The organism is Neisseria sp. 83E34, assembly GCF_001308015.1.
Lineage (GTDB): Bacteria > Pseudomonadota > Gammaproteobacteria > Burkholderiales > Neisseriaceae > Neisseria.
The window spans coordinates 19,050-44,343 of sequence record NZ_LGYH01000002.1 but is presented as its reverse complement, the minus strand read 5'-3'; the positions used below and the strand labels follow the sequence as shown (position 1 = coordinate 44,343).

The 25,294-nt window shown below is 52.4% G+C and carries 20 protein-coding genes and 1 pseudogene; 10 read left to right on the top strand and 11 right to left on the bottom strand.

What is annotated here, in order from left to right; genetic code table 11:
• Position 1: 1 nt before the first annotated feature.
• Positions 2–1,450 carry a siroheme synthase CysG gene (cysG, locus tag AKG09_RS02475; RefSeq protein ID WP_054617921.1) on the bottom strand — a complete coding sequence of 483 codons (1,449 nt, stop codon included), beginning with the start codon at positions 1,448–1,450 and terminating at the stop codon, positions 2–4.
• 83 nt (positions 1,451–1,533) lie between these two features.
• On the opposite strand from cysG, the gene AKG09_RS12310 reads away from it, so the two are divergent.
• Complete coding sequence (locus AKG09_RS12310; RefSeq protein WP_255351111.1) at positions 1,534–1,662, top strand: hypothetical protein; 129 nt, start codon at positions 1,534–1,536, stop codon at positions 1,660–1,662.
• Between the two features lie 3 nt (positions 1,663–1,665).
• Here the strand turns inward: AKG09_RS12310 and AKG09_RS02470 are convergent, their stop codons facing one another.
• The 3 genes and pseudogenes from AKG09_RS02470 to AKG09_RS12375 form a co-directional block, all read right to left on the bottom strand.
• Positions 1,666–2,421 (bottom strand): ABC transporter permease, encoded by a 756-nt coding sequence (locus AKG09_RS02470; RefSeq protein WP_054618126.1) that lies wholly within the window; start codon positions 2,419–2,421, stop codon positions 1,666–1,668.
• Between the two features lie 8 nt (positions 2,422–2,429).
• Positions 2,430–3,329 carry an ABC transporter ATP-binding protein gene (locus AKG09_RS02465; protein ID WP_054617920.1) on the bottom strand — a complete coding sequence of 300 codons (900 nt, stop codon included), beginning with the start codon at positions 3,327–3,329 and terminating at the stop codon, positions 2,430–2,432.
• Positions 3,330–3,679: 350 nt separating this feature from the next.
• Positions 3,680–4,778, bottom strand: a pseudogene (locus AKG09_RS12375) (TonB-dependent receptor plug domain-containing protein).
• A 169-nt stretch (positions 4,779–4,947) separates the two neighbouring features.
• On the opposite strand from AKG09_RS12375, the gene AKG09_RS02450 reads away from it, so the two are divergent.
• Both AKG09_RS02450 and AKG09_RS02445 read left to right on the top strand, forming a co-directional pair.
• Positions 4,948–6,267, top strand: coding sequence for a pitrilysin family protein (locus AKG09_RS02450; RefSeq protein WP_054617918.1), 1,320 nt, complete (start codon positions 4,948–4,950; stop codon positions 6,265–6,267).
• Between the two features lie 100 nt (positions 6,268–6,367).
• Complete coding sequence (locus AKG09_RS02445; RefSeq protein ID WP_054617917.1) at positions 6,368–7,660, top strand: pitrilysin family protein; 1,293 nt, start codon at positions 6,368–6,370, stop codon at positions 7,658–7,660.
• 57 nt (positions 7,661–7,717) lie between these two features.
• Here the strand turns inward: AKG09_RS02445 and prpF are convergent, their stop codons facing one another.
• Both prpF and AKG09_RS02435 read right to left on the bottom strand, forming a co-directional pair.
• Positions 7,718–8,884 (bottom strand): 2-methylaconitate cis-trans isomerase PrpF, encoded by a 1,167-nt coding sequence (gene prpF / locus AKG09_RS02440; RefSeq protein ID WP_054617916.1) that lies wholly within the window; start codon positions 8,882–8,884, stop codon positions 7,718–7,720.
• A gap of 217 nt (positions 8,885–9,101) precedes the next feature.
• Entirely contained in the window at positions 9,102–9,650 is a 549-nt protein-coding gene (locus AKG09_RS02435) for a ZapG family protein (protein WP_054617915.1), read from the bottom strand.
• A gap of 179 nt (positions 9,651–9,829) precedes the next feature.
• Between AKG09_RS02435 and AKG09_RS02430 the strand changes: the two genes are divergently transcribed.
• On the top strand, positions 9,830–10,447 hold the full coding sequence (locus tag AKG09_RS02430; protein ID WP_054617914.1) for an HI_0552 family protein: 618 nt from the start codon (positions 9,830–9,832) through the stop codon (positions 10,445–10,447).
• A gap of 133 nt (positions 10,448–10,580) precedes the next feature.
• On the opposite strand, the gene mutS is transcribed toward AKG09_RS02430, so the two are convergent.
• From mutS to AKG09_RS02410, 4 genes are all read right to left on the bottom strand, one after another.
• Positions 10,581–13,142, bottom strand: a complete 2,562-nt coding sequence (mutS, locus tag AKG09_RS02425) for a DNA mismatch repair protein MutS (protein ID WP_054617913.1) — start codon at positions 13,140–13,142, stop codon at positions 10,581–10,583.
• Between the two features lie 97 nt (positions 13,143–13,239).
• The gene (gene ppk2, locus AKG09_RS02420; RefSeq protein WP_054617912.1) at positions 13,240–14,169 is read right to left on the bottom strand and encodes a polyphosphate kinase 2; all 930 of its coding nucleotides are present in this window, start codon (positions 14,167–14,169) and stop codon (positions 13,240–13,242) included.
• A gap of 176 nt (positions 14,170–14,345) precedes the next feature.
• Positions 14,346–14,885 (bottom strand): crossover junction endodeoxyribonuclease RuvC, encoded by a 540-nt coding sequence (gene ruvC / locus AKG09_RS02415; RefSeq protein WP_054617911.1) that lies wholly within the window; start codon positions 14,883–14,885, stop codon positions 14,346–14,348.
• Between the two features lie 74 nt (positions 14,886–14,959).
• Entirely contained in the window at positions 14,960–15,979 is a 1,020-nt protein-coding gene (locus AKG09_RS02410; protein ID WP_231623888.1) for a YeiH family protein, read from the bottom strand.
• 381 nt (positions 15,980–16,360) lie between these two features.
• Here AKG09_RS02410 and AKG09_RS02405 point away from each other — a divergent pair, with 381 nt between their 5' ends.
• From AKG09_RS02405 to AKG09_RS02380, 6 genes are all read left to right on the top strand, one after another.
• Positions 16,361–17,812, top strand: a complete 1,452-nt coding sequence (locus AKG09_RS02405; RefSeq protein WP_054618124.1) for a sodium:alanine symporter family protein — start codon at positions 16,361–16,363, stop codon at positions 17,810–17,812.
• 392 nt (positions 17,813–18,204) lie between these two features.
• Positions 18,205–19,086: a methylisocitrate lyase gene (gene prpB / locus AKG09_RS02400; RefSeq protein ID WP_054617909.1), complete on the top strand. Its 882-nt coding sequence runs from the start codon at positions 18,205–18,207 to the stop codon at positions 19,084–19,086.
• 141 nt (positions 19,087–19,227) lie between these two features.
• Entirely contained in the window at positions 19,228–20,379 is a 1,152-nt protein-coding gene (gene prpC, locus AKG09_RS02395) for a 2-methylcitrate synthase (protein ID WP_054617908.1), read from the top strand.
• A gap of 131 nt (positions 20,380–20,510) precedes the next feature.
• Positions 20,511–21,392, top strand: coding sequence for an EamA family transporter (locus tag AKG09_RS02390; RefSeq protein WP_054617907.1), 882 nt, complete (start codon positions 20,511–20,513; stop codon positions 21,390–21,392).
• 93 nt (positions 21,393–21,485) lie between these two features.
• The gene (gene acnD, locus AKG09_RS02385) at positions 21,486–24,092 is read left to right on the top strand and encodes a Fe/S-dependent 2-methylisocitrate dehydratase AcnD (protein ID WP_054617906.1); all 2,607 of its coding nucleotides are present in this window, start codon (positions 21,486–21,488) and stop codon (positions 24,090–24,092) included.
• A gap of 136 nt (positions 24,093–24,228) precedes the next feature.
• Positions 24,229–24,879, top strand: a complete 651-nt coding sequence (locus AKG09_RS02380) for a hypothetical protein (protein ID WP_054617905.1) — start codon at positions 24,229–24,231, stop codon at positions 24,877–24,879.
• Positions 24,880–24,936: 57 nt separating this feature from the next.
• Here AKG09_RS02380 and AKG09_RS02375 read toward each other — a convergent pair whose 3' ends face one another.
• Complete coding sequence (locus tag AKG09_RS02375) at positions 24,937–25,260, bottom strand: cupin domain-containing protein (RefSeq protein ID WP_054617904.1); 324 nt, start codon at positions 25,258–25,260, stop codon at positions 24,937–24,939.
• Positions 25,261–25,294 lie beyond the last annotated feature (34 nt).

The window sequence follows — 25,294 nt, the reverse complement described above, 5'->3', positions numbered from 1 at the left end:
CTCAACCTGCCTTCGGCAAGGCTTGTTCTTCCGGAGCCTGCCACAATGCGTTTCGGGTATCGACAAATTGCTGCGGCTTACCCCCGAACCATGCCAAATCGCTGCCCAACCCTGCTGTTTCGCCGATTACCAACAAGGCCGGAGAAAGCGCTTGGGCGGCCAAAGCGGCCAAATCGTTCAACTTGCCGGAAAAAACCTGCTGGTCGGGCAAGGTTCCTTTGCTGATTACGGCAACCGGCGTGTCTGCGCTCCTGCCGTGGGCAATCAGATTGGTTTGCAATTCGGCGGCCTTAATCGTGCCCATATAAACCACCAGCGTTTGGTTGCTTTGTGCAATGGTTTGCCATCCCAAGTCATCACTGCCGGCGCGGCAATGGCCGGTAATGAACATCGCCGTTTGCGCATGGTCGCGGTGCGTAAGCGGAATACCGGCATAAGCGGTGGCACCCAAAGCCGCGGTGATTCCGGGCACCACTTCAAACGCAATCCCCTCGGCTTTCAACGCTTCCAATTCCTCCCCGCCGCGGCCGAACACAAAAGGATCACCGCCTTTCAAACGCACGACGCGTTTGCCTTTTTTCGCATAATCGACCAACAAACGGTTGGTTGCCTCCTGCATGACGCTGTGCTTGCCGGCGCGCTTACCGACAAACACTTTTTCCGCATCGCGGCGGATAAGCTCCAACACTTGATCAGAAACCAAAGCATCGTATAACACCACATCGGCCTGCTGGATGCGCTGCAAGCCTTTGAGCGTGAGCAATCCCGCATCTCCCGGGCCTGCGCCCACAAGAGACACTTCTCCCGAGCCTGTTTGCGCACCGTTTAACTGCTGCGACAAAAACTCTTCGGCAGCAGATGTTTGGCGGCTTTCGCTCAACCGTAAAAATGCAGGATGTGTAAATAAGGTTTCCCAAAATCGGCGGCGCTGTGCAATGGAAGGCAGCTTGGCTTTTACGCGCTCGCGCCAGCGGGCGGCGGTTTCCGCCATCGCACCCAGGTTTTGCGGCAACAGCGCTTCCAATTTTTCGCGCAGCAGGCGTGCCAAAACAGGCGCGGTTCCGCCGCTGGAAATGGCAATTTGAATAGGGTTGCGATTGATGATGGAAGGAAAGATAAACGAGCAGGCATCGCGCTCGTCCACCACATTCGCCCAAATTCGGCGGCTTTCGGCGGCTTCGGATACCTGCCGGTTAAGCTCGTGGTTATCGGTGGCGGCAATCACCAGCCAAACGGCATCCAGCCGGCTTGGTTGAAACTTGGTGTCCAGCCATTCGATTTGCCGCTGCCCGGCCAGCTCCGCCAAAGCGGGATTAAGCTTTTCGGCCACCAGCCCGACTTTGGCACCGGCTTTGAGCAACATTTCCACTTTGCGCTCCGCAACGGCTCCGCCGCCCACAACCAAAACATGCCGGCCGGTTAAATCTGCGAATAAAGGTAGGTAATTCATTTTGCTTTCCACTCTGAAACCGAGCCCCAATCATAAGCGAGGGGCCGGTTGCAGCGGAAAGACTTATTTATACCTAAGATAGAATGAAAAATTATATAAACCCGAAACGGAACGGCTCGAAAACACCCGCCGCCAAATCAAATGCCTGTCTGAAAACTTTTTCAGACAGGCATTCTTACCATACAGGTCAAACCAAAACGTGCCGCCGCTAAGCTTTACCCGCGCAGCTTCCAGCCGGAGCGCAACACCAAAAACGCCAGCACCGAAACGCCCAACGAAAACCCGCCCACCACGGCAAGCGAGAGCCACGGCGAGGCATCGCTCACACCGAAGAAGCCGTAGCGGAAGCCGTCTATCATATAAAACACAGGGTTCGCATGGCTAACCACTTGCCAGAACACTGGCAAGCTTTGGATGGAATAAAACACGCCCGAAAGAAAGGTAAGCGGCATAATCAGAAAGTTTTGAAACGCAGCAAGCTGGTCGAACTTCTCCGCCCAGATACCCGCCAGCAAGCCCAGAGACGCCATAAAGAGGCAGCCTAAAAATGCAAACGCCAACACAAAGCCGATATGGTACGGCAGCGGTAAGCCGAACCACGCAGTAGCAGCCACCACGCCTATGCCTACCAACAGCCCGCGGAAAATACCCGCCAGCACATAGGCCGAGAAAAACGCGGCATTGGAAATCGGCGGCAGCAAGATAAACACCAAATTGCCGGTAATGCGCGACTGAATCAGGCTGGATGCGCTGTTGGCAAACGCATTCTGCATCATGCTCATCATGGCAAGGCCTGGGATCAGAAACGCATTGTAAGGCACGCCGGGCAAAGCTTCGGCGTGTTTGCCGATGGCTTGTGCAAAAATCAGTTGGTACAGCAGCGCAGTAAGAATCGGCGCACCCAGCGTTTGCAGCCAAACTTTGGTAAAACGCATCACCTCTTTGCGCAGCAAGGTGGGGAAGCCCGTCATATTGATATTCATTGCCCGCTCCCTGTCAGTTTGGTAAACACCTGCTCCAAATCTTTTTCCAACACGCTCATGTGAATCATGCGGATACCTGCCGTTTTCAGGAAAATCAACACATCGGCCAACTCGGCATAATCGGCCAGCTTCAACACATATTTCAAACCGTCTGCCAGCTCGATTTTGCCGGTCAACGCTTCGGGCAAGGTTGCATCGAGCAGCATTTCCACGCGCACGCCTTTTTCATCTTGCAGCAGGTTTTCGGTTTTATCCAGCGCCACCAGCTCTCCCTGCTTCATCACGGCAATCCGGTGGCAGTTTTCTTCCGCCTCTTCCAGATAATGCGTGGTGAGGATAATCGTGTGGCCTTTCCGGTTGAGGCTGCGCATGAATGACCACAAACTTTGGCGCAACTCCACATCCACGCCTGCGGTAGGCTCGTCCAACACAATCACCGGCGGGCGGTGCACCAGAGCCTGCGCCACCATCAAACGCCGCTTCATGCCGCCGGAAAGGCGGCGTGTATTGGTGTTGGCTTTGTCTTGCAAGCCGAGGTTGAAGAGGATTTCATCTATCCATTTATCATTCTTTTTAATGCCGAAATAGCCCGATTGAAAACGCAAAGCCTCCCGAACGGTAAAAAACGGGTCGTACACCAATTCCTGCGGTACCACGCCCAGATTCATACGCGATTCGCGCGATTGTTTGGCCACATCGAAACCCATCACGGAAATTTCACCCGAGGTAAGGCGGTTTAAGCCTGCCATAGCGGAAATCAAGGTGGTTTTGCCTGCCCCGTTGGGCCCGAGCAGTGCAAAAAATTCACCTTGCTGCACATCAAAGCTCACGTCTTTCAGCGCAGTGAAGCCGTTGGCATAAGTTTTGCACGCACGGCTGATATATAGAGCGGTCATGGTTGTGTCTGGTTTATTTATAGAAAAGGGGAATTATAACGCGTCGGCAAACTGAATGCCTGTCTGAAACGCTTCGCCTTGTTAAGCTTTGCTTTTCAGACAGGCATGTCAATAAACTTAAAAAATAGCATATTCGTCATACTCGGGCTTGACCCGAGTATCTTATTGTTTCGACAACCTCTATGAGATACTCGGGTCAAGCCCGAGTATGACGTGCACTTTTTCTTAATTTGATTGACTATAGCAAAGAAATTTATCGCTCATTACGATTCCGCCATAACCATTAAATATGCCTGTCTGAAAACATTTTCAGACAAGCATATTTAATTGAATACATGCAATGATTGAAATCAGAAGCTGTAATTCACACGGGCAGTAAAAGCGCGTGGCGAGCCGGGCATATCATTGGCGCGCCAGTATTGATGGTTAAACAGATTGTATGCCGCCAATGTGAAATTCCAATTTTTGTGGTTGTAGCCGACCAGTGCATCGGTGCGTACAAAACCGGGAACAGGCTGGTATTCATCGTTGCGGTTGTAATAATAACGCTTACCCGTGCCGGTAAAGCCCACTTCACCATAAAGCTTTTCGTTAGGCATATAACGCACAAACAGATTGCCTTGAATATTGCTGGTGTTGTTCAAATGGCGGCCTGAGGCTTGCGGTTTGGAATGATCTTCCCGGATTTTCGCACTCATCACACCCAGCGAGCCGCGCAGATACCATTGCGGCGCGATTCTGCCCAATGCGCTCAACTCAATACCTTGCGAACGTTCGTTTTTGGCTGTCGATGCCGGAGCGGAATGAATTGGCTTTGCCGTATTCTGCGTTTAAGCGTATGGCAACGTTGTCGTTGATGACTTGGTTGATATCCGCATTGATACTGCGGTTGGCCCATGAGCCGTAGGCAATGCCGACGGTGCGGTTGGGCTGGAAGTTGGCGTATTTGCTGACCATATTAATCACGCCGCCGCCGTTACCGCGACCATAAAGCACGGAATTGGGGCCTTTAACGATTTCCACCCGCTCTATATTGGCGGTGCTGCGGCGCACTTGCCCGCTTTCCCGCACACCGTCACGATAAATATCGTTGGCATCGGCTTCAAACCCGCGGATAAACAGGCTCTCGCCGCGCATGTCGTAAGTTGCGTCGATGCCGGCATTACCTTCAAGAATCGAGCTTAAATCGTTGGTGCCGTAATTTTTATTTTTCTGGATGTTGAGGATATCAATGGTTTGCGGAATTTCTTTGGTTGTCAGCCCGTTTCGCGTGGCTGTGGCCTCGTCATAGTTGAGGTAACCTTTAAGGGTGTGGGTATCCGCCTGACTTTCAATCGTTACGGTCGGTACGGTAGCAACGTAATCTGATGACTGGCCGGTATTATCCGCATAAGCCTGACTGGCAGAAAAAATGCCTGCTACCAGCAGGGCAAGGGATTTGGTTTTCATGAGCGTTCTCTGATATCAAAATTTTAAATCAAATATATAATTATATTTAAAAATGAAAGGTAATGTAAATTATTTTGATAATCTATATCGTTTATTGAGCAGAGAAACTTTCAGAATGCTCGTCTTTCCATTATTATGCTGCCTATATAAAAACAGGACACTTTTTCCCATGCTAAGAAAAACCGCTTTGATTTTGTTTTTGGCTGCGGCTTTACCTGCTTCGGCCGAAACGTTAAAACATACGCTGCCCAACGGCATGAAAGTCATTATTAAAGAAGACAGGCGCGCGCCGGTAGCGGTGTCGCGCCTTTGGTATAAAGTGGGCAGCCTGGACGAACAGCCGGGCAAAACCGGCTTGAGCCATGCGCTTGAACACATGATGTTTAAAGGCACGGCCAAAGTGCCTGCCGGCGAATTTTCGCGCCGCGTAGCGGCTTTGGGCGGACGCGACAATGCTTATACTTCACAGGAAAACACGGTGTATGTAACCGACCTTGCGGTGAAAAATCTGCCGCAAGTGCTGGAAATGGAAGCCGACCGCATGGCCAATCTGAATTTCAGCAATAAAGATTTTGATAATGAAATGAAGGTTATCCGTGAAGAGCGGCGCATGCGTTCGGAAGATGATCCCTCAGGCAAGCTTTGGGAGCATCTCATGCTCAATGCCTATGAAAATCCGGCCGTCCGCGCGCCGGTTATCGGCTACATGGCCGACTTGGACAAACTCAAAGCAGAAGATTTGCGCAGCTGGTACCGAAGCTGGTATGCGCCCAATAATGCCACGTTGGTCATTGTGGGCGATGTAAACGCCAAGCAAACGCTGGGCACGGTGGAAAAACTGTTTGGTGCCATTCCTTCGCGTGCACTACCCCAGCGCAACAACCTGCAAGAGCCGCTTGAGCGCGAACCGAAATCCGCCCAAACGCAAGCCATCACAGCCGAGCCGATGTTTATCCTGTCTTACCGCGTACCCGCCCTCAAACAGCTCGACGACACCATGCCTTATGCGCTGGATGTATTGAGCGAAGTGTTGGGCGGCAACAGCTCCAGCCGTTTGGATAAAAACCTGATGCGCGGCAGCCAGAAAGCTGCCGACATCGGTGTGGGCTACGATATGTTCAGCCGCACCCCGTCATCGCTGTTTATGGTTAAAGCCATGCCTTCGTCGGGCACCAGCGTGCAAGAACTGGTCGCTGAAATCCGCCGTGAAATTGCCGATATCGCAGCCAAAGGCGTGAGCAAAGCCGAACTGGCACGTGTGCGCACGCAGATGGAGGCCTCGGAAATTTACAGCAAAGATTCGATGGACGCACAAGCCGGCTTGATTGGTTCTCTGGAAGCCCACGGCTTCAGCTACCAAGATGAAGCCGAGTTGCGCCGCCGCTTGGCAAAAGTAAGCGCACAAGATGTGCAGGCCGCCGCCAAATTGCTGAGCTCCGCGCGCGAAACCCTGATGGTTGTGACGCCGGAGAAAGAAAGCGCGAAATAAAAGGCCGGCTGCCGATCGAATTCACACAGCCAGACAACCCAATATCCCCCATGCCTGTCTGAAAGGCTTTCAGACAGGCATGGTATGAAGAAGGAAAATCATGAAAAAACTCGTTCTTGCCGCTGCATTGGCTACTGCCCTACCCGCATCCGCCATCGACATCCAACGCTGGCACACCGCAGACGGTGCCACCGTATTGTTGGTAGAGCGCCATGAAAATCCGATAGTCGATATTTCCGTAGGCTTCAAGGGCAGCGGCAGCGCGGCTGACCCGCAAGGAAAAAGCGGTACGGCCGAATTTGCAGCCGCACTTTTAATCAACGGCACGAAAAAATTAGACGAAGAAGCGTTCAGAGCCCGCAGCGAAGACTTGGCAATCCATATAGACAGCGCGGCCGATTCGGAAGGCAGCAGCGTAACCATGCGCAGCCTTTCCCGTTCCCAAACGCTGCAGCCCGCGCTCGGCCTTTTGCGGGATTCACTTGCCGCACCGCGCTATGACGGCCACGTGTTCAAACGCATCCAAGAGCAGGCCGTTATCGGCTTGAAGCAGCAATTGAGCAACCCCGACTTTATCGCCTCACGCGCCGCCAGCCGCCTGAATTATTCCGGCCACCCCTATTCCGCAAGCGCCTACCAAACCGAACAAACCCTGCGCGCGATAACGCCGGCCGACATCAAAGCTTTCCACAAAACGCACTACGCCCGCAACAATGCAGTAATATCCATTGTGGGAGATGTGAACAAAAAACAAGCGGATAAGATTGCACGCGAAGTGTTGCGCGATTTACCGGCCAAAACCGCAGCTTCCGCGCCTATCCCGCCGGTCAACCTACGCCCCGCTCAAACCGACAAGCAGCCTTTTGCAGGCAAACAAAGCCAGATTGTGCTGACCATGCCGCTGATTAAGCGTGACGACCCTGATTACTACGCTTTGATTCTCGGCAACTATATTCTCGGCGGCGGCGGTTTCGACAGCAGATTGATGAAAAAACTGCGCGATGAAAAAGGCTATGTGTATGGCGTATCGAGCAGCCTGATGCCGCTGCGCGAATCCGGCCCGTTTGCCATCGTATTCTCCACCGAAAAGGCCAACACCGCCGATGCTCTGGGCACTACCAAACAAGTGCTAGCCGAATTTATTCAAAACGGCCCGACGGCAGCCGAATTGCAGCAGGCAAAAGACAACATCACCGGCAGCTTCCCACTGCGCTTCGATACCAACAGCAAGCTGCTGGGCTATCTGAACGTAATCGGTTTTTACGACCTGCCCACCGATTGGCTTGACCAATACCCGAAAAAAATCGCAGCCTTAAGCGCGGAAGACGTCAAATCCGCCTGGCAACACCGCGTGAAAGCCGGCGATATGAATGTGGTGATTGTGGGAGAATAATGAAATGCCTGTCTGAAAAAGTTTTCAGACAGGCATTCTTAATATCAACCCTTTAATTTAAAAACAATCCTCCGGTACACGAACCCAACCTTCCATAATCACGCGCGCGCTGCGGCTCATCACGGCTTTGGTGGCCGTCCATTTGCCGTTTTGCTGCTCGGCAGCCGCGCCCACACGCAAAGTGCCAGAAGGATGGCCGAACGTCACTTCCTGCCGCTCGCCGCCACCTGCAGCCAAGTTCACCAAAGTGCCGGGAATAGCGGCGGCTGTGGCGATGGCTACGGAAGCCGTGCCCATCATGGCGTGATGCAGTTTGCCCATGCTTAAGGCGCGCACCAGCAAGTCGATATCGCCCGCCGCAACCGGTTTGCCGCTTGAGGAAACATAATCGGCGCTGGGTGCAACAAAGGCGATTTTCGGCGTGTGCGCCCGAGTGGCGGCCTCTGTAACGTCTTTTATCAAGCCCATTTTCAACGCGCCGTATGCACGGATGGTTTCAAATTTTTCCAGCGCAGCAGCATCATTATTGATGTCGTCTTGCAGCTCTTTTCCGGTATAGCCGATGTCGACCGCGTTCACAAACACGGTGGGAATGCCGGAATTAATCAGCGTGGCTTTGAGCACGCCCACACCGGGCACGTCCAGATCGTCAACCAGATTGCCGGTGGGAAACATATCGCCTTCGCCGTCGGCCGGATCGAGAAATTCGATTTGCACTTCCGCGGCAGGAAAGGTTACGCCGTCCAGCTCGAAATCACCGGTCTCCAGCACCTCGCCGTTTTGCATGGGCACATGGGCAATAATGGTTTTGCTGATGTTTTTCTGCCAGATGCGCACGGTGCAGATGCCGTTTTCAGGAATTTTAGCGGGATCAACCAAGCCGTTACTGATGGCAAATGCGCCCACGGCGGCAGTGAGGTTGCCGCAGTTGCCGCTCCAATCTACAAAAGGTTTGTCAATGGAAACTTGGCCGAACAGGTAATCCACATCATGATCGGCGCGGCTGCTTTTGTCGAGAATCACGGCTTTGCTGGTAGACGAGCTGGCGTTGCCCAAGCCGTCGATCTGCTTACCGTAGGGATCCGGGCTGCCAAGTACGCGGAGCAGGATTTTATCGCGCGCTTCGCCCGCTTCCTGAGCCGCTGCCGGCAGATCGCTGCGTTTGAAAAACACGCCTTTGGATGTGCCGCCGCGGTAGTAAACGGCGGGAATTTTGATTTGCATAGTGGGTTTTCTCCTTTGTTTTTCGTTATTAAGCGATTATAGCCGGCTAGGCTAAGGCAAGCTTTGCATCCGCCTTCTTCGGCATTTTAATTGAATAATGGTTTGATTTAACGCAGCATGCGTTTAACCGCACGAAGATTCTAACGAAAAAGCAGATGAAACAAAAGCCTCGGGCAGCAGGCACAAAAATGCCGCGCTTGGCGGCGCGGCAGCTTCATTATAACTTGGGCGTTTCTTTCTGGGGCACGTCCGCTGTGGGCGGCGCATCAGTTACCGGAACCTCGCTTACAGGCTCCTGCTCTACCGGATCCAGCGACGACGCTTCAACCGGCGCCTCAACCGGCACAACCGCGTCGGGCACAGGCTGCTCTGCCGCCACAACCGTTTCCACCGTATCGCTTACCGCTTCCTCTTTCGACAAAGGCGCGCTTTGTGCGGTATACGCCAAATACGCCACCGTCACCGCTTTGTTGCCGCGCAGGTTGAGCTGCTCCTCCAAAGCTTCTTTGCCCATCAGGCTTTGAGCGCCGGTGCTCAAGTGCTGCACCACTTTCTGATAGCTGCGGTTCAATTCGTCTACCGCCTCGGCCGTATCGACAAAATGGCGGTCAACTCTGGCACGATAATCGCCGAATTCGCGCACCAACTGCTCATGCTCCTGCCGCTTGGCTTTGTTATTACGCATTGCCAACCAAGTGACCAACACGCCCAGCAGCAAACCGCATAGCGCGGCCACCACATAATGCTCCACAGGAAGATTATTCATGAATGCTCCTTGAATGGTATGAAGACCGAATGTCTGAGACGGTTTTTATTATATTCGATTTAAACAATAATCCGCTATACTCAATCCTTATATAGCAAATAAACTTTTTTTGATACAAGGCAGCAGCGCCGTAGCAGAAATACAGTTTATTTGCGATAGCTGTGAAACAGGAGTCGGACATGCTCACACCTAAACACTGCGATTTATTCAACTTGCCCTTTTTCCAATTCGCCCAGCTAAAAGAACACCAGCCGGAAACCATCCCGCAAATCAAAGCCGATTACAAAGCCGCATGGCAGGATTGGCGGCACACGATAGAGCAAGTTGCCCGAGAATTGGGCCCGCCGTTTGCACCGCCGCATATCGAACGCTGGTGTAACGGCTGGCAGGTGTGCGCTCATTTTTTTGCTTATTTCAAATATGCCGCCTATCAAAATGACGCCGCCATTTTCTCTGTATTGCTCAACCGCCGCCGCTTAAGCGTAAGCCTCGACTGGCATTGTTACAAAGCCCGCCAATCAACGATTACCCTTGCCGCCTACCAACAATGGCCCAACGCACTCGATTGTGAAACATTCGATAGCTTCGATATTTGGCACGGTGATGACAGCGAATACGCCGATTACCCAACCGTAGCGCAACAAGCCGCAAACGGATTTGAGTTACACTCGGCCGCCGATTTTTTCTGTATCGGCAAACATATTGAACGCAACGATTTGGGGAAAACCGACAGCGTACAATGGATTACCCGACACATTCGCGCCTTACAGCCGCTTTACGAAGCCTGTTTCAAATAACACATGCCTGTCTGAAACCGTCTTTCAGACAGGCATGATGTTGTACCAACCTATTAGATATTTCACCGCATATCATAAAGGCAGCAAAGCGCCTTGATGAAATATGCTTACAGCGATAAGCCTCAAGGCCTCGTTAATTGTCTTTCCGCTCCATCTGCTTTAAACGGTAAAGCCAATCCAACGCTTCGCGCGGGGTAAGTTCGTCAGGATTGAGAGTTTGCAAGGCTTCCAGAGCGGGGTTGGTTGGCGCAGGCGGCGGCTCTTCGTTTTCAGACAGGCATTGGCTGAAAATATCCATCTGCGGGCGGCTGGCGGCAGCTTGGTTCTCCAGCGCTTCCAAATGTTTCTGCGCCGACTTAAGCGCCCGCGCGGGCAAGCCCGCGAGCTTGGCCACGGCGATACCGTAGCTTTTGCTGGCGGGGCCGGGTTCGATGTGGTGCAAAAACACAATGTCCTGCCCTTCTTCCAGCGCGGCAAGGTGCATGTTCACGGCAGTGGCGTGCGCTTCGGGCAGGCGGGTCAGCTCGAAATAATGGGTGGCAAACAGGCTGAAGGATTTGTTTTTCTGAATCAGATGCTCGGCAATGGCTTGGGCGAGTACGAGGCCGTCGAAGGTGGAGGTGCCGCGCCCCACTTCGTCCATCAACACCAGCGATTGCTCGGTGGCATGGTGCAGAATGTAGGCGGTTTCGCTCATTTCCACCATAAAGGTGGAGCGGTTGGAGGCCAAATCGTCGGAAGCGCCGATGCGGGTGAAAATTTGGTCGATGGGGCCGATTTTGGCGGTATCTGCCGGTACGAAGCTGCCTGTGTGGGCCAGCAGGGTTATCAGCGCCACTTGGCGCATATAGGTGGATTTACCGCCCATATTGGGGCCGGTAAGCAGCATCAGGCGGTGTTTGTTGTCGAGACGGGTATGGTTGGCAGTGAAGCGGGGCACTTGCTGCTCCACTACGGGATGGCGGCCGTTTTCGATTTCGATGCACGGATAATCGGTGAATTCGGGGCAGCGGTAGTCCTGCTCGTCGGCCAGGGCGGCGAAGCTGCACAACACATCAAGCGCTGCGGCGGCTTTGGCGGTTTTCTGTAAAAGCGGCAGCTCTGCCTGCAAGTCCGCCAGCAAGGCTTCATACAGTTTTTTCTCCAGCGCAAGGGCGTTGTCTTGCGCGGCCAGCACTTTATCTTCAAAAGTTTTCAATTCGGGCGTGATGAAGCGCTCCACGTTTTTCAGGGTTTGGCGGCGCTGGTAATCGGCGGGCGCCTGTTCGGCTTGAGTTTTGGAAAGTTCTATATAAAAGCCGTGCACGCGGTTGAACTCCACTTTGAGGGTGGATAAACCGGTGCGCTCGCGCTCGCGGGTTTCGAGGGCGAGCAGGAATTCGTCACCGTGGGTTTGGATGTGGCGCAATTCGTCGAGCTCGGCGTTAAAACCTTGATTTATCACGCCGCCGTCGCGCAGCCACACCGCCGGCTCGGGCAAAATCGCGGCCTGCAACCGCTCTGCCACGGCCACGCCTTCGGGAAAGATATTTTGCAGGGTTTGCAGCAGGACGGCTGTATCGGGAAGGTGGATGTCGGCCAATGCAAACAAGCTGTCGCGCAAGCCGGAGAGGTCGCGCGGGCGGGCGGAACCGACGGCGATGCGGGCAGCGATGCGTTCAATATCAGCAATGTTTTTCAGACAGGCATGGATATGGCTCTGTGCGTTTTGCAAGGCGGACACGGCCTGCTGGCGCGCAGTGATGTGCTGGCGGTTACGCAGCGGATGATGCAACCATTGGGCGAGCAGGCGGCTACCCATGTGGGTGGCGCACCGGTCGAGCACGGAAAACAGGGTGGGCGATTTTTTACCGCTGAGTGTGTGGGTGATTTCGAGGTTGCGGCGGGTAGCGGCGTCCATGCCGATGTATTGCTGTTCGGTTTCGAGGCTGAGGCTGTCGAGATGTTTGGGCAGTTGCGATTGGGTAAGCTGGATGTAGTTGAGCAAGGCGCCGGCGGCTCCGATGGCTGCGGCATGTTGCTCGATGTCGAGGCCGAAGCCGAGCAAATCCTGGCTGCCGAAATAGCGGGTAAGCAAGTCGAAGCCGCTGTCGGCGGCAAACTGCCAATGGTTGAGCCGGGTAATATTGGCATTGGGCAGCTTGATTTCAGGCGCATTTTTGGCATCCGGCAACAGGATTTCGGCAGCCTGCAGGCGGGCGAGTTCGTCGGTGAGTTTGCCCGCTTCGGTAAGCTTGGTTTTGAACTCGCCGCTTTGCAGGGAAGCCCACGCCAGACCGATGTGTTTTTTACCCACGCACACGGCTACGATGCGGTTGGTTTCTTTGTCTTCCAGCAGGGCGGAATCAGTGAGCGTGCCGGGTGTAACGATACGCACTACTTTCCTCTCCACCGGCCCTTTGCCGGCGCCCACTTCGCCCACCTGCTCGCAAATCGCCACGCTTTTGCCCATTTTCACCAGACGGGCGAGATATTGTTCCGCGGCATGATAAGGCACGCCGGCCATTTTGATGGGTTCACCATTGATCTGGCCGCGGGTGGTGAGCGTGATGTCGAGCAGCTTGGCCGCTTCTACCGCATCATCAAAAAAAAGCTCGTAAAAGTCACCCATGCGGTAAAACACGAGTTTATCTTGATGCGCTTCTTTGATGCCGAGATATTGCTGCATCATGGGGGAAACGGTGGGTTTGCTCATGGAAACGGCCTATTGGGGGAAAAGAAACGGTATTTTAGCAAAATGAATAATGCCTGTCTGAAAAGGCTTTTCAGACAGGCATTGGGGCAACAGCGGTTTAGTCGGCAATAATGTCGAAATTACTGTCTTTAAACTGCGTGGTCGGCACATTGACAATCAGCGGGTCGACTTTGCCGATGGCTTTTTCGTCTTTGCCCGGATAGTCGAGTTTGTGCAGAAAGTAGCGGATACAGTTTAAACGGGCACGTTTTTTATCGTCGGATTTGATAATTGTCCACGGTGCGTCGCCGGTGTGGGTGTGGAAGAACATAGCGTTTTTCGCATCGGTGTATTCATCCCAACGGTCGAGTGATTGGATATCGACAGGCGAGAGTTTCCAGTGTTTCAACGGATCATCACGGCGGGAAATAAAGCGGCGCAGCTGCTCTTCACGGCTCACGGAGAACCAGAATTTAAACAGATGAATGCCGCTGGCAACCAGCATACGTTCGAATTCGGGCGTTTGGCGCATGAAGAGCAGATATTCGTGCGGCTCGCAAAAGCCCATCACACGCTCAACGCCTGCACGGTTATACCAAGAGCGGTCGAAAAATACGATTTCGCCGGCGGTTGGCAGGTTTTGGATATAGCGTTGGAAATACCATTGGCCGCGCTCGCTTTCGGAAGGTTTTTCCAAAGCCACTACGCGTGCGCCGCGCGGATTGAGATGCTCCATATAACGCTTGATGGTGCCGCCTTTGCCGGCTGCGTCGCGGCCTTCAAACAGGCCCACGATTTTTTGGCCGCTTTCTTTAACCCAGCTTTGTACTTTCAAAAGCTCGATTTGCAGCATTTTTTTCTCTTTTTCATACACACGGCGGCTCATACGTGTGCGGTAGGGGTAGCTTTCAGGAAGCGGCGCGCTGCTTGAATCTTCATCTGATTTTCTGCCTTTGTGCTGCAACACGGCCTGTTCGAAAATCTGCAGGCGGTCTTTTTCCTCTCCCAATTCTACTTTTTGGAATGGTTCCAATTGATGGTTCTTCATACTTTTCCTTTTTTCTTTCTTTAAAAAATTTTTACTCTTATTATACGCCATTCGGGTTAAGTAAATATAGTGGGATGTAGCACTTTGTAGTAAGCCCCCGGCTTTTTTTGACGAGGGTAAAATATTGCAGGAAGCTTTTGTTCTGCCTGAATTTCACAGCTTCAGACAGGCCTGTTTCACGGCTGAAACCGGCCGCCTTTGATTTGGATGTCGCGCAGCCCGATTCTGCCCGCCAGGCTGTGGTTGCGCAGCGCGTGGGTTAGCGCCACGGCCAAGCCGTCGGCAGCATCGGATTGCGGTGTGCCGGAAAGCCCCAACATCTGCACAACCATATGCTGCACCTGCTCTTTGGCGGCCTTGCCCTTGCCGACCACCGCCTGCTTCACTTGCAGCGCCGTGTATTCATATACAGGCAGCCCGCGCATGACCAAAGCGGCCACAGCGGCACCTCTGGCCTGACCGAGCATCAGCGTAGCCGCAGGGTTCACGTTGACAAACACCTGCTCCACCGCGGCTTGATTGGGGCGGTACACTTCAATGATTTCGTTGAGATGTTCGACAATCACACCGATGCGGCCGGCCAATTCGTCGTTTGGAATGGTTTTGATGCAGCCGGAAGCCACATAAATATGCTCGCGGCCAATGATGTCGATGATGCCGAAGCCGGTGGTGCGGCTGCCGGGATCAAGGCCGAGGATGCGGACAGGATGGGTCATTATCAGTTAAATGAAGTAAATAAAGAAATAATATAAGACGATGTATTTGATTAAGCTTATTTCGAAGCATTCGGTTACACCAGCAACCAATTAACCGCCGCCCCGCCGACAAGCAGCCACACAAACACATACAGCCCCAGCTTAAACGGCAATATGCCCACTTTACTGATTGTGCTCGCTCGGGTTGTTAAGCCTAATGCCGCCATGGCCATTGCCAGCAAAAAGTCATCCAAATGGATAATCCGGCGCACCCACGGCGAGAAGTGTTCGGGCAATAAGGAGTTAAGCCCGGCCACGGCGATAAAGCCCACGGCAAACCAAGGGATGTTTATTTTATTCTGTAGATGATTCGGCTGACTCTTCCTCCTTGCCGACACATAAGACAAAACCAGCAAAAACGGAGCCAGCAACATAACCCGAACCATCTTGGTAATCACCGCCGTGTTGGCTGTTTCCGGGCTGATGGAGCCGCCAACAGCCACCACTTGCGCCACTTCGTGCACAGTCGAACCGGTATAAACACCAAATTGCGCAGCATCAAAAGGCAATATATGCAATGAATACAGCACAGGATACACAATCATAGCAAGCGAGCCGAACACCACCACTGTCACGACCGCCACCGCCACTTTATAAGGCTCTGCTTTTAACACAGATTCCGTTGCCAACACTGCCGCGGCACCACAAATGGCCGCCCCGGAGCCGATTAAAACAGAAGTGTCCCGGTCAATGCCGAACACCCGCCTGCCCAACCACACAGCCAGCAAAAAAGTCGAAACCACCATAATGGCATCAATCAGCAATGCACTCCATCCGACTTGCGCCAAATCGTGAATCGTCAGTTTAAAACCATACAGCACAATGGCCGTGCGTAAAATCTGCTTTTGTGCAAACCGGGTACCGTCATTAAAATATTGCTCGAAATGCGGGTAAAAACTGTTACCCAGCAACAAGCCCGCCATAATCGCAACCAACAGCGGGCTAACAGCTTTCCCCAGCATAGGAGCCGACACAACGGATAAGCCGGCCAAGCCTGCGCACAGCAGCAAGCCTTGCAGGAAAGAAGCCTTTTGACAGGGAAAAAACATCATCATACTCCTCGACAGAGCCCGATATTATTGTAGAGTAATTGCTGAGGAACGGTTAGTTTATCCGCAAATAAAACGCCTGTCTGAAAAAGCGGGCGGCCACCTTGCTGACATATTGTTTTCAGACAGGCATTACTTATATCTATAGGCTGTGAAACACATATTCCATACAAACGGAAATATTAAACTTCATAGCCATAAGCAAGAAAATAAGCATTCGATTACAATCCAACATGTAAAATACCAAACATAAATTGTTAACCTGTATTAAAATGCGCGCGTTAGCAAATTATGCGCCTCAAATACTTCAAATAGAGAATAATTGATATGGATAAGTTTAAAGAATGTTTAGATCAAGGGCAGCACGGTGTGTATGCACTTGATCTGATGCACTGCGGCGTCAATGCCGGCAATGATTTTGTGTGGACATGGCTGGTGTTTATTTTGGTTGCCGTGGGTTTGTTTTTTACCCTGGCCACCGGCTTTGTACAAATCCGCCTGCTGGCGCGCAGCATCAAAGAAATGCTGGGCAGCCGCAGTGAAGGCGACGATTCGCACGGCCACGGCATCACACCGTTTCAGGCTTTTGCCACCGGATTGGCCAGCCGTGTGGGCACAGGCAATATCGCCGGCGTGGCCATTGCGATTTCGCTGGGCGGCCCGGGCGCCGTGCTCTGGATGTGGCTGACCTCGCTTTTGGGCATGAGCTCCGCATTTGCCGAATCTTCGCTGGCGCAATTATTCAAAATCCGCGATCACGACAATAACCAGTTTCGCGGCGGCCCTGCTTATTACATCACGCGCGGCATGGGGCAAAAATGGCTGGGCATTCTGTTTGCCTTAAGCCTGATCCTCTGCTTCGGCTTCGTGTTTAATGCCATTCAGGCCAACACGATCATCGAATCTGTCAAATCGGCCTCCGGTTGCGCCTCGAACAGCGGCGATTGCGAAACCGCTTGGCATTCTTACAAACATATTTTGGGCGTGAGCCTGGTAATTTTGACCGCGCCGATTATTTTCGGCGGTATCCGCCGCGTTTCACGCATTGCCGAAGCTTTGGTGCCTTTGATGGCTTCCGCCTATCTCTTGGTGGCCATTTTTATCGTGGTAACCAATATTTCAGAAGTGCCGGCTATGTTCGGCATGATTATCGACAGCGCGTTTAACTTCGAATCTGCCGCCGGCGGCTTTACCGGCAGCGCGATTGCCGCCGCCATGCAGCAAGGTATCAAACGCGGCCTGTTTTCCAATGAAGCAGGTATGGGTTCTGCGCCAAACGCTGCCGCGGCAGCCGATGTGAAACACCCTGTTTCGCAAGGCATGATTCAGATGCTGGGCGTGTTTGTGGACACAATTATCGTGTGTTCTTGCACCGCATTTGTGATTTTGCTCTCCGATGTGCCCAATGCGGCCAACCTGACCGGCAGCCAGCTCACGCAAGCCGCACTGGAAAGCCAAATCGGCGTGTTCGGCCAGTATTTCCTGGCGGTGGTGCTGTTTATGTTCTGCTACTCTTCGATTATCGGTAACTATGCTTATGCAGAGTCGAATGTGCAGTTTATTAAAAACGGCCGCCTCACCTTGGCGTTTTTCCGCATGGCCGTGTTGGCATTCGTTTACTTCGGATCAGTGGTGAAAGTGAACTTGGTATGGGATATGGGCGACTTATCCATGGGCATCATGGCTTTAATCAACCTGTTTGCCATCATGATACTTTCCCCTTTGGTGTTTATGCTGCTGCGGGATTACCGCCGCAAATTGCGCATGGGCAAAGAGCCGGTGTTCAAACTCTCCGAGCACCCTACTTTGAAGCGCAAAATCAAATCTGATATTTGGTAAACACCCGGTTTTAAAAGTTATAAACCAACAATGCCTGTCTGAAAAACGCTTTCAGACAGGCATTGTATTATGTACGCTTCAAAAACATTACTCTATCTGGAATAACCGAAGCACAGTGTTTCACATGCTAATGAACCGCCCCCTGCCAACATTCTAACAACCATATATTGATAAATAAAGCTCCATTCGGCAGGCTGACAAAAAGAAAATACAAACAAATCCGGCAGAAATATTTAATACATTATCAATCCGATTCCGCTTAAAATCAGACTTTGCGCACCCATTATCAAAATTGGTGATGGATTGCATCAGAATAAATAATTTTACTAATATTGCCGGTCAAACTACATTCAGCAACACAAGAAAAATATGTATAAAAGGAGCATCCAAAAATGAGTATCCACTCTGCCGGCCTGCGGTTCCGCCAGGCCGTTCAAGAATCCAATCCCTTAGCCGTAGTCGGCTGTATCAATGCCTACTTTGCCCGTTTGGCGACGCACAGCGGTTTCAAAGCCATTTATCTTTCCGGCGGCGGCGTTGCTGCCTGCTCTTGCGGTATTCCCGATTTGGGCATTACCACAATGGAAGATGTGCTGATTGATGCCCGCCGCATTACCGACAATGTCGACACCCCTTTGCTGGTTGATATCGATGTGGGTTGGGGCGGTGCATTCAATATTGCACGCACCATCCGCAATTTCGAGCGCGCGGGCGTGGCTGCCGTGCATATCGAAGACCAAGTGGCCCAAAAACGCTGCGGCCACCGCCCGAATAAAGCCATCGTGTCGCAAGCGGAGATGGTTGACCGCATCAAGGCAGCCGTAGATGCGCGTGTGGATGAAAATTTTGTGATTATGGCGCGTACCGATGCGCTCGCCGTAGAAGGTTTGAATGCCGCCATCGAGCGTGCGCAAGCCTGCGTGGAAGCCGGTGCCGACATGATTTTCCCCGAAGCCATGACCGAGTTGGGCATGTACAAACAATTTGCCGAAGCCGTAAAAGTGCCTGTGTTGGCCAACATTACCGAATTCGGCGCCACCCCGCTTTACACGCAGAAAGAGCTGGCTGATAACGGCGTGAAACTGGTGTTGTATCCGCTTTCTACTTTCCGCGCCGCCAGCAAAGCCGCACTGAATGTGTATGAAGCGATTATGCGCGACGGCACACAAGCCAATGTGGTCGATACCATGCAGACCCGTGCCGAGTTGTACGAGCACCTCAACTACCACGACTTTGAGCAAAAGCTGGATGAGCTTTTCAGTTCAAGCAAATAAGATTCAACAATAATAATCAGCCAAACCGGCGTATAAGCTTTAAGCATGTACGTTCAACCGTTTGAAAATTATTTTCAGACGGCCTGTATATATCCGAGGCCGTCTGAAGAACAACACTTAAATCTACACAGGAGAACCCTAATGACTACCGAAACCCCAGTAACCCCGAAACCCAAAAAATCCGTAGCCCTCTCAGGCGTGCCTGCCGGCAACACCGCGCTGTGTACCGTAGGCCGCAGCGGCAACGATTTGAGCTACCGCGGCTACGACATTCTCGATTTGGCCGAACACTGCGAATTTGAAGAAGTGGCCCACCTGTTAATCCACGGCCATTTGCCCAACAAATTCGAATTGGCCGCTTATAAGAAAAAACTGCAATCTCTGCGCGGCCTGCCCATCCGCGTGATCCAAGTGTTGGAAAGCCTGCCTGCGCACACCCATCCGATGGACGTATTGCGTACCGGCGTATCCATGCTCGGTTGCGTACACCCCGAGCGCGAAAGCCAGCCAGACAGCGAAGCACGCGACATCGCCGATAAACTCATCGCCTGCTTGGGCAGCATGCTGCTTTACTGGTATCAATATTCCCACAACGGCAAACGCATCAAAGTGGAAAGCAAAGAAGACAGCATCGGCGGCCATTTTCTGCATCTTCTGCACGGCAAACGCCCGTCTAAATCGCATATCAAAGCCATGCACATTTCGCTGATTCTGTATGCAGAACACGAATTCAACGCCTCCACTTTCACATCGCGCGTGATTGCCGGCACAGGTTCGGACATTTATTCCTGCATCACCGGCTCCATCGGCGCGCTGAAAGGCCCGAAACACGGCGGTGCCAACGAAGTGGCATACGATATTCAAAAACGCTACCGCAATGCCGACGAAGCAGAAGCCGACATCCGCGAGCGTATCGGCCGCAAAGAAATCGTGATCGGTTTCGGCCACCCCGTGTACACCGTGTCCGACCCGCGCAATGTGGTGATTAAAGAAGTGGCGCGCGAATTGAGCGAGGAAACCGGCGATATGCGTTTGTTTGACATCGCCGAGCGTTTGGAAACCCTGATGTGGAACGAGAAAAAAATGTTCCCGAATTTGGACTGGTTCTCCGCCGTTTCCTATCAAAAACTGGGTGTGCCGACCGCCATGTTCACGCCGCTGTTTGTGATTTCGCGCACCACAGGCTGGTCTGCCCACGTGCTTGAGCAACGCCAAGACGGCAAGATTATCCGTCCGAGTGCCAACTATACCGGCCCCGATGATTTGCCGTTCGTTCCGATGGAAGAACGCTAAGCATAATCAAGGTACGGCGGGCGCAGGCCTACCGTACTTTTTTTGGTTTTCAGACAGGCTTGCTTTAAGAGGCCGTCTGAAAACATCCGCAAGGCCAATCCGTACACCAAGAGAAACAAGGCAGCCAGATCATGAGCCTGAAAGATTATCTGCTGGTATTGCTGGTTATCGGCATATGGGGCGTGAATTTCCTGTTTATGAAGTTTGCCCTGAACGAAATACCGCCGATGGTGTTGGGCATGCTGCGTTTTTTCTGCGTGGTGTTTCCGGCGGTTTTTCTACTCAAACGCCCGGCAGTGCCTTGGCATTTGTTGATTGCCTACGGTTTAACTATCAGCTTCGGGCAATTTTCCTTGATGTTTACCGCATTGGATTGGGGTCTGCCCACCGGCTTGGCGGCGTTGATGCTGCAAGTACAAGTGTTTTTTACCGTATTGATTGCGGGCGTTTTGTTGCGCGAACCCGTGCATCTCCATCATTTATTGGGTATGTGCACGGCGGCGTTGGGGCTGGTGTTTATCGGTATCGGGCATTATCAAGGCCGGTTGCCGGTAAGTGCGATGTTGCCGGTGTTCGGTGCAGCGGCATCTTGGGCGTGCGGCAATATTATTGTGAAGCGTATCGGTTCTGTGAACGCGCTGTCGTTGGTCGTTTGGGGCGGTATTCCGGCATTTTGGGCGTTTACATTGGCTTCGCTGCTGCTTTATGGTGCAGACGGTTTGGTGCAGCATACATCCAATCTCACTTGGAAAGGCATCGGCGGCATTCTGTTTTTGGCGTATGTGGCGAGCTTGGTCGGCTATACCGGCTGGGGCGCGTTGCTGGCCAAGCATCCTGCCGGCAAGGTAACGCCGTTTGCTTTATTGGTGCCGGTGATTGCTTTATTGGCAGGCTATGTGGTTTTAAACGAACGCTTGGCCTTGTGGCATTGGCTGGGTATTACCGTTGTAATGTGCGGCTTGACGCTGCATGTGTTCGGCAACCGATGGCGCAGGGTAGTGCCCGATATTTGAAATCTATAAAAACTGATGCAGATTTATTTTCAGACGGCCTGATGCCGTCTGAAAAAACATACCAAAAGAAAAACACTGAAAAAGGACTTAACCATGAATACCAACCAAATCTACCGCAAACCCCTGCCGGGTACTCATCTCGAATACTACGACGCGCGCGCCGCGTGTGAAGACATCAAGCCCGGCTCTTACGATACGCTGCCGTACACTTCGCGCATTTTGGCCGAAAACCTGGTTAACCGCGCCGATAATGTGGACTTGCCCACGCTGCAAAGCTGGCTGCGCCAACTGATTGAGCGCAAGCAGGAAATCGACTTTCCGTGGTTCCCCGCGCGTGTGGTGTGCCACGATATTTTGGGGCAGACCGCGCTGGTGGATTTGGCCGGCTTGCGTGATGCGATTGCCGAAAAAGGCGGTGACCCTTCCAAAGTCAATCCGGTGGTGCAAACCCAGCTGATTGTCGACCACTCGCTGGCGGTGGAGTGCGGCGGCTATGACCCCGATGCGTTCCGCAAAAACCGCGAAATCGAAGACCGCCGCAACGAAGACCGTTTCCACTTTATCAACTGGACGAAAACCGCCTTTGAAAATGTGGATGTGATTCCGGCGGGCAACGGCATCATGCACCAAATCAACTTGGAAAAAATGTCGCCCGTAATTCAAGTAAGAAACGGCGTAGCCTTCCCCGATACCTGTGTCGGCACCGATTCGCATACCCCGCATGTTGACGCGCTGGGCGTAATTTCCGTAGGCGTGGGCGGCTTGGAAGCCGAAACCGTGATGCTCGGCCGCGCTTCGATGATGCGCCTGCCCGATATTGTGGGCGTGGAGCTGACCGGTAAACGCCAGCCCGGCATTACCGCCACCGATATCGTATTGGCTTTAACCGAATTTTTGCGTAAAGAGCGCGTGGTCGGTGCGTTTGTCGAGTTCTTCGGCGAAGGCGCAGAAAGCCTGTCGATTGGCGACCGCGCAACCATTTCCAACATGACGCCGGAGTACGGTGCCACGGCGGCGATGTTCTCCATCGACCAGCAAACCATCGATTATTTGAAACTCACCGGCCGCGACGACGAGCAAGTGAAATTGGTGGAAAACTACGCCAAAACCGCAGGCTTGTGGGCAGACGCACTCAAAACCGCCGTGTATCCGCGCGTGTTGAAATTCGATCTCTCTACCGTTACCCGCAACATGGCCGGCCCGTCCAACCCGCATGCGCGTGTGGCCACAGCCGACTTGGCTAAAAAAGGCATCGCCGCGCCTTACGAAGAACCTTCAGACGGCAAAATGCCCGACGGAGCGGTGATTATCGCGGCGATCACCTCGTGCACCAACACTTCCAACCCGCGCAACGTGGTCGCTGCTGCCTTGTTGGCCCGCAAAGCCAACGAGCTGGGCTTAACCCGCAAACCCTGGGTGAAATCTTCGTTCGCCCCCGGCTCCAAAGTGGCGGAGATTTATCTGAAAGAAGCAGGCTTGCTGCCCGAGCTGGAAAAGCTGGGCTTCGGCATCGTCGCCTTCGCCTGCACTACCTGTAACGGCATGTCCGGCGCGCTCGATCCGAAAATCCAGCAGGAAATCATCGACCGCGATTTGTACGCCACCGCCGTATTGTCGGGCAACCGCAACTTCGACGGCCGCATCCACCCCTACGCCAAACAAGCCTTCCTCGCTTCGCCGCCGCTGGTCGTGGCCTACGCGATTGCAGGCAGCATCCGCTTCGATATTGAAAACGACGTATTGGGCGTTTCAAACGGCAAAGAAATCCGCCTGAAAGACATCTGGCCGACCGACGAAGAAATCGACGAAATCGTGGCCAAATATGTGAAACCGCAGCAGTTCCGCGATGTCTACATCCCGATGTTCGACACCGGAACCGCCGAAAAAGCGCCCAGCCCGCTGTATGACTGGCGCCCCATGTCCACCTACATCCGCCGCCCGCCATACTGGGAAGGCGCGTTGGCAGGCGAGCGCACCTTAAAAGGCATGCGTCCGCTGGCGATTCTGCCCGACAACATCACCACCGACCACTTGTCGCCCTCCAACGCTATTCTGCCCACCAGCGCGGCAGGCGAATACCTCGCCAAAATGGGCCTGCCTGAAGAGGACTTCAACTCTTACGCCACCCACCGCGGCGACCACTTGACCGCCCAACGCGCCACTTTCGCCAATCCCAAACTCTTCAACGAGATGGTGAAAAACGAAGACGGCACCACCAAGCAAGGTTCGCTCGCCCGCGTAGAACCCGAAGGCCAAGTAATGCGTATGTGGGAAGCGATTGAAACCTATATGAACCGCAAACAGCCGCTGATTATCGTGGCCGGCGCCGACTACGGCCAAGGCTCCAGCCGCGACTGGGCCGCCAAAGGCGTGCGCCTCGCCGGCGTGGAAGCCATTGTGGCCGAAGGCTTCGAGCGCATCCACCGCACCAACCTCATCGGCATGGGCGTGCTGCCACTGCAATTCAAAGAAGGCGTTAACCGCCACACCCTGGAATTGGACGGCACCGAAACCTACGACGTCATCGGCAAACGCGAACCGCGCTGCGACTTAACGCTGGTGATCCACCGCAAAAACGGCGAAACGGTTGAAGTACCCGTAACCTGCCGTTTGGACACCGCCGAAGAAGTGCTGATCTACGAAGCCGGCGGCGTGCTGCAACGCTTCGCACAGGACTTCTTGGAAGGTACCGCGGCTTGAGTGTTTGAGTAATTTGAACGTTTGAGTTGGGGAAATCATCAAACGGTCTCAGAGGAGTTCAAGGCTGTTTGATGATTTTTATGATTGAAGCATTATTATGTCTTTTTTTTAAGTAAAGATTTATAACAAATAAAAAATGAATACCAAACACAAAACAACAGGATTTACAGAAAAGCTAGGGATATTTGATACAACTTTATCTTCTGCAGAATGGTTATCAAAAATTCTCACATTTTTAATCATTGGAGGTACAGGAACCACAGGAACATTCTTAGCAAAACTATCTCCATTATTGAAAGATTTAGGTCCTCTTTATTGGTTTGCTATTGGAATATTTACCGCACTTATCGCAGCTATTATTTTGTTTTTGTATAAAAATGCTAATCTTAAGCAATCTGAAACAAATTTAAATATATCTTTATCTCAACCTAAAAATACAATCAATCCATTATCATCATCTTTTCAAGATGTTATTATCCCAATAGAAGATCTTCGAATTCCAAGAATTTCTATGCATGAACATAAGCATTTCAAAAGATGTAAATTTATTGGACCTGGAGCCTTAGTAATTCATGGAGGATCTTATGTGCACAATGCTTTTGTTGAGTGTGGCGACCTATTACCTATCCCACATGGAACACTCGTTACTGGAATTACCGTACTCTCTAATTGCACCGTTGAAGAATGTGAATTTATATTTGTAACTCTGCTTACTGATTTAAGAACTGCTGAAGACTTTCAGACAACACCAGGAATAAAAATAGCTAAAGTAGGACTTAAACCCTAAAACTTCCATGATAATACCTGTCTGAAAATTTCAGACAGGTATCAGCTACTTTGAACGTCATACCTTATAAAACACCGCCAACCAAACCGTCACTTCCTCCTTATCCATCATCACCACCCTATGCCTGCAATGCGCCGGAATATGCACATAATCCCCAGCTTGCAGGCTGATTTCTTTGCCGTCTTCAAACTCTAACACCGCGCTGCCTTGCAATAAAATGACCCATTCGTTTTCATCTTGGTCGTACCAACCTTTTTCGGGCGAGGATTGCCCGTGGGAAACGATGCGTTCGATGCGGATATTCGGTGTACGCAGGATGTCTTCAAAGGTTTCTGCGTCGGTGCGTTCGGGAAGCAGGTGGAAGATATTGTGTTTTTCCATTATGAAGTTCCTGTGACTTGGGTTGCTTGACGCG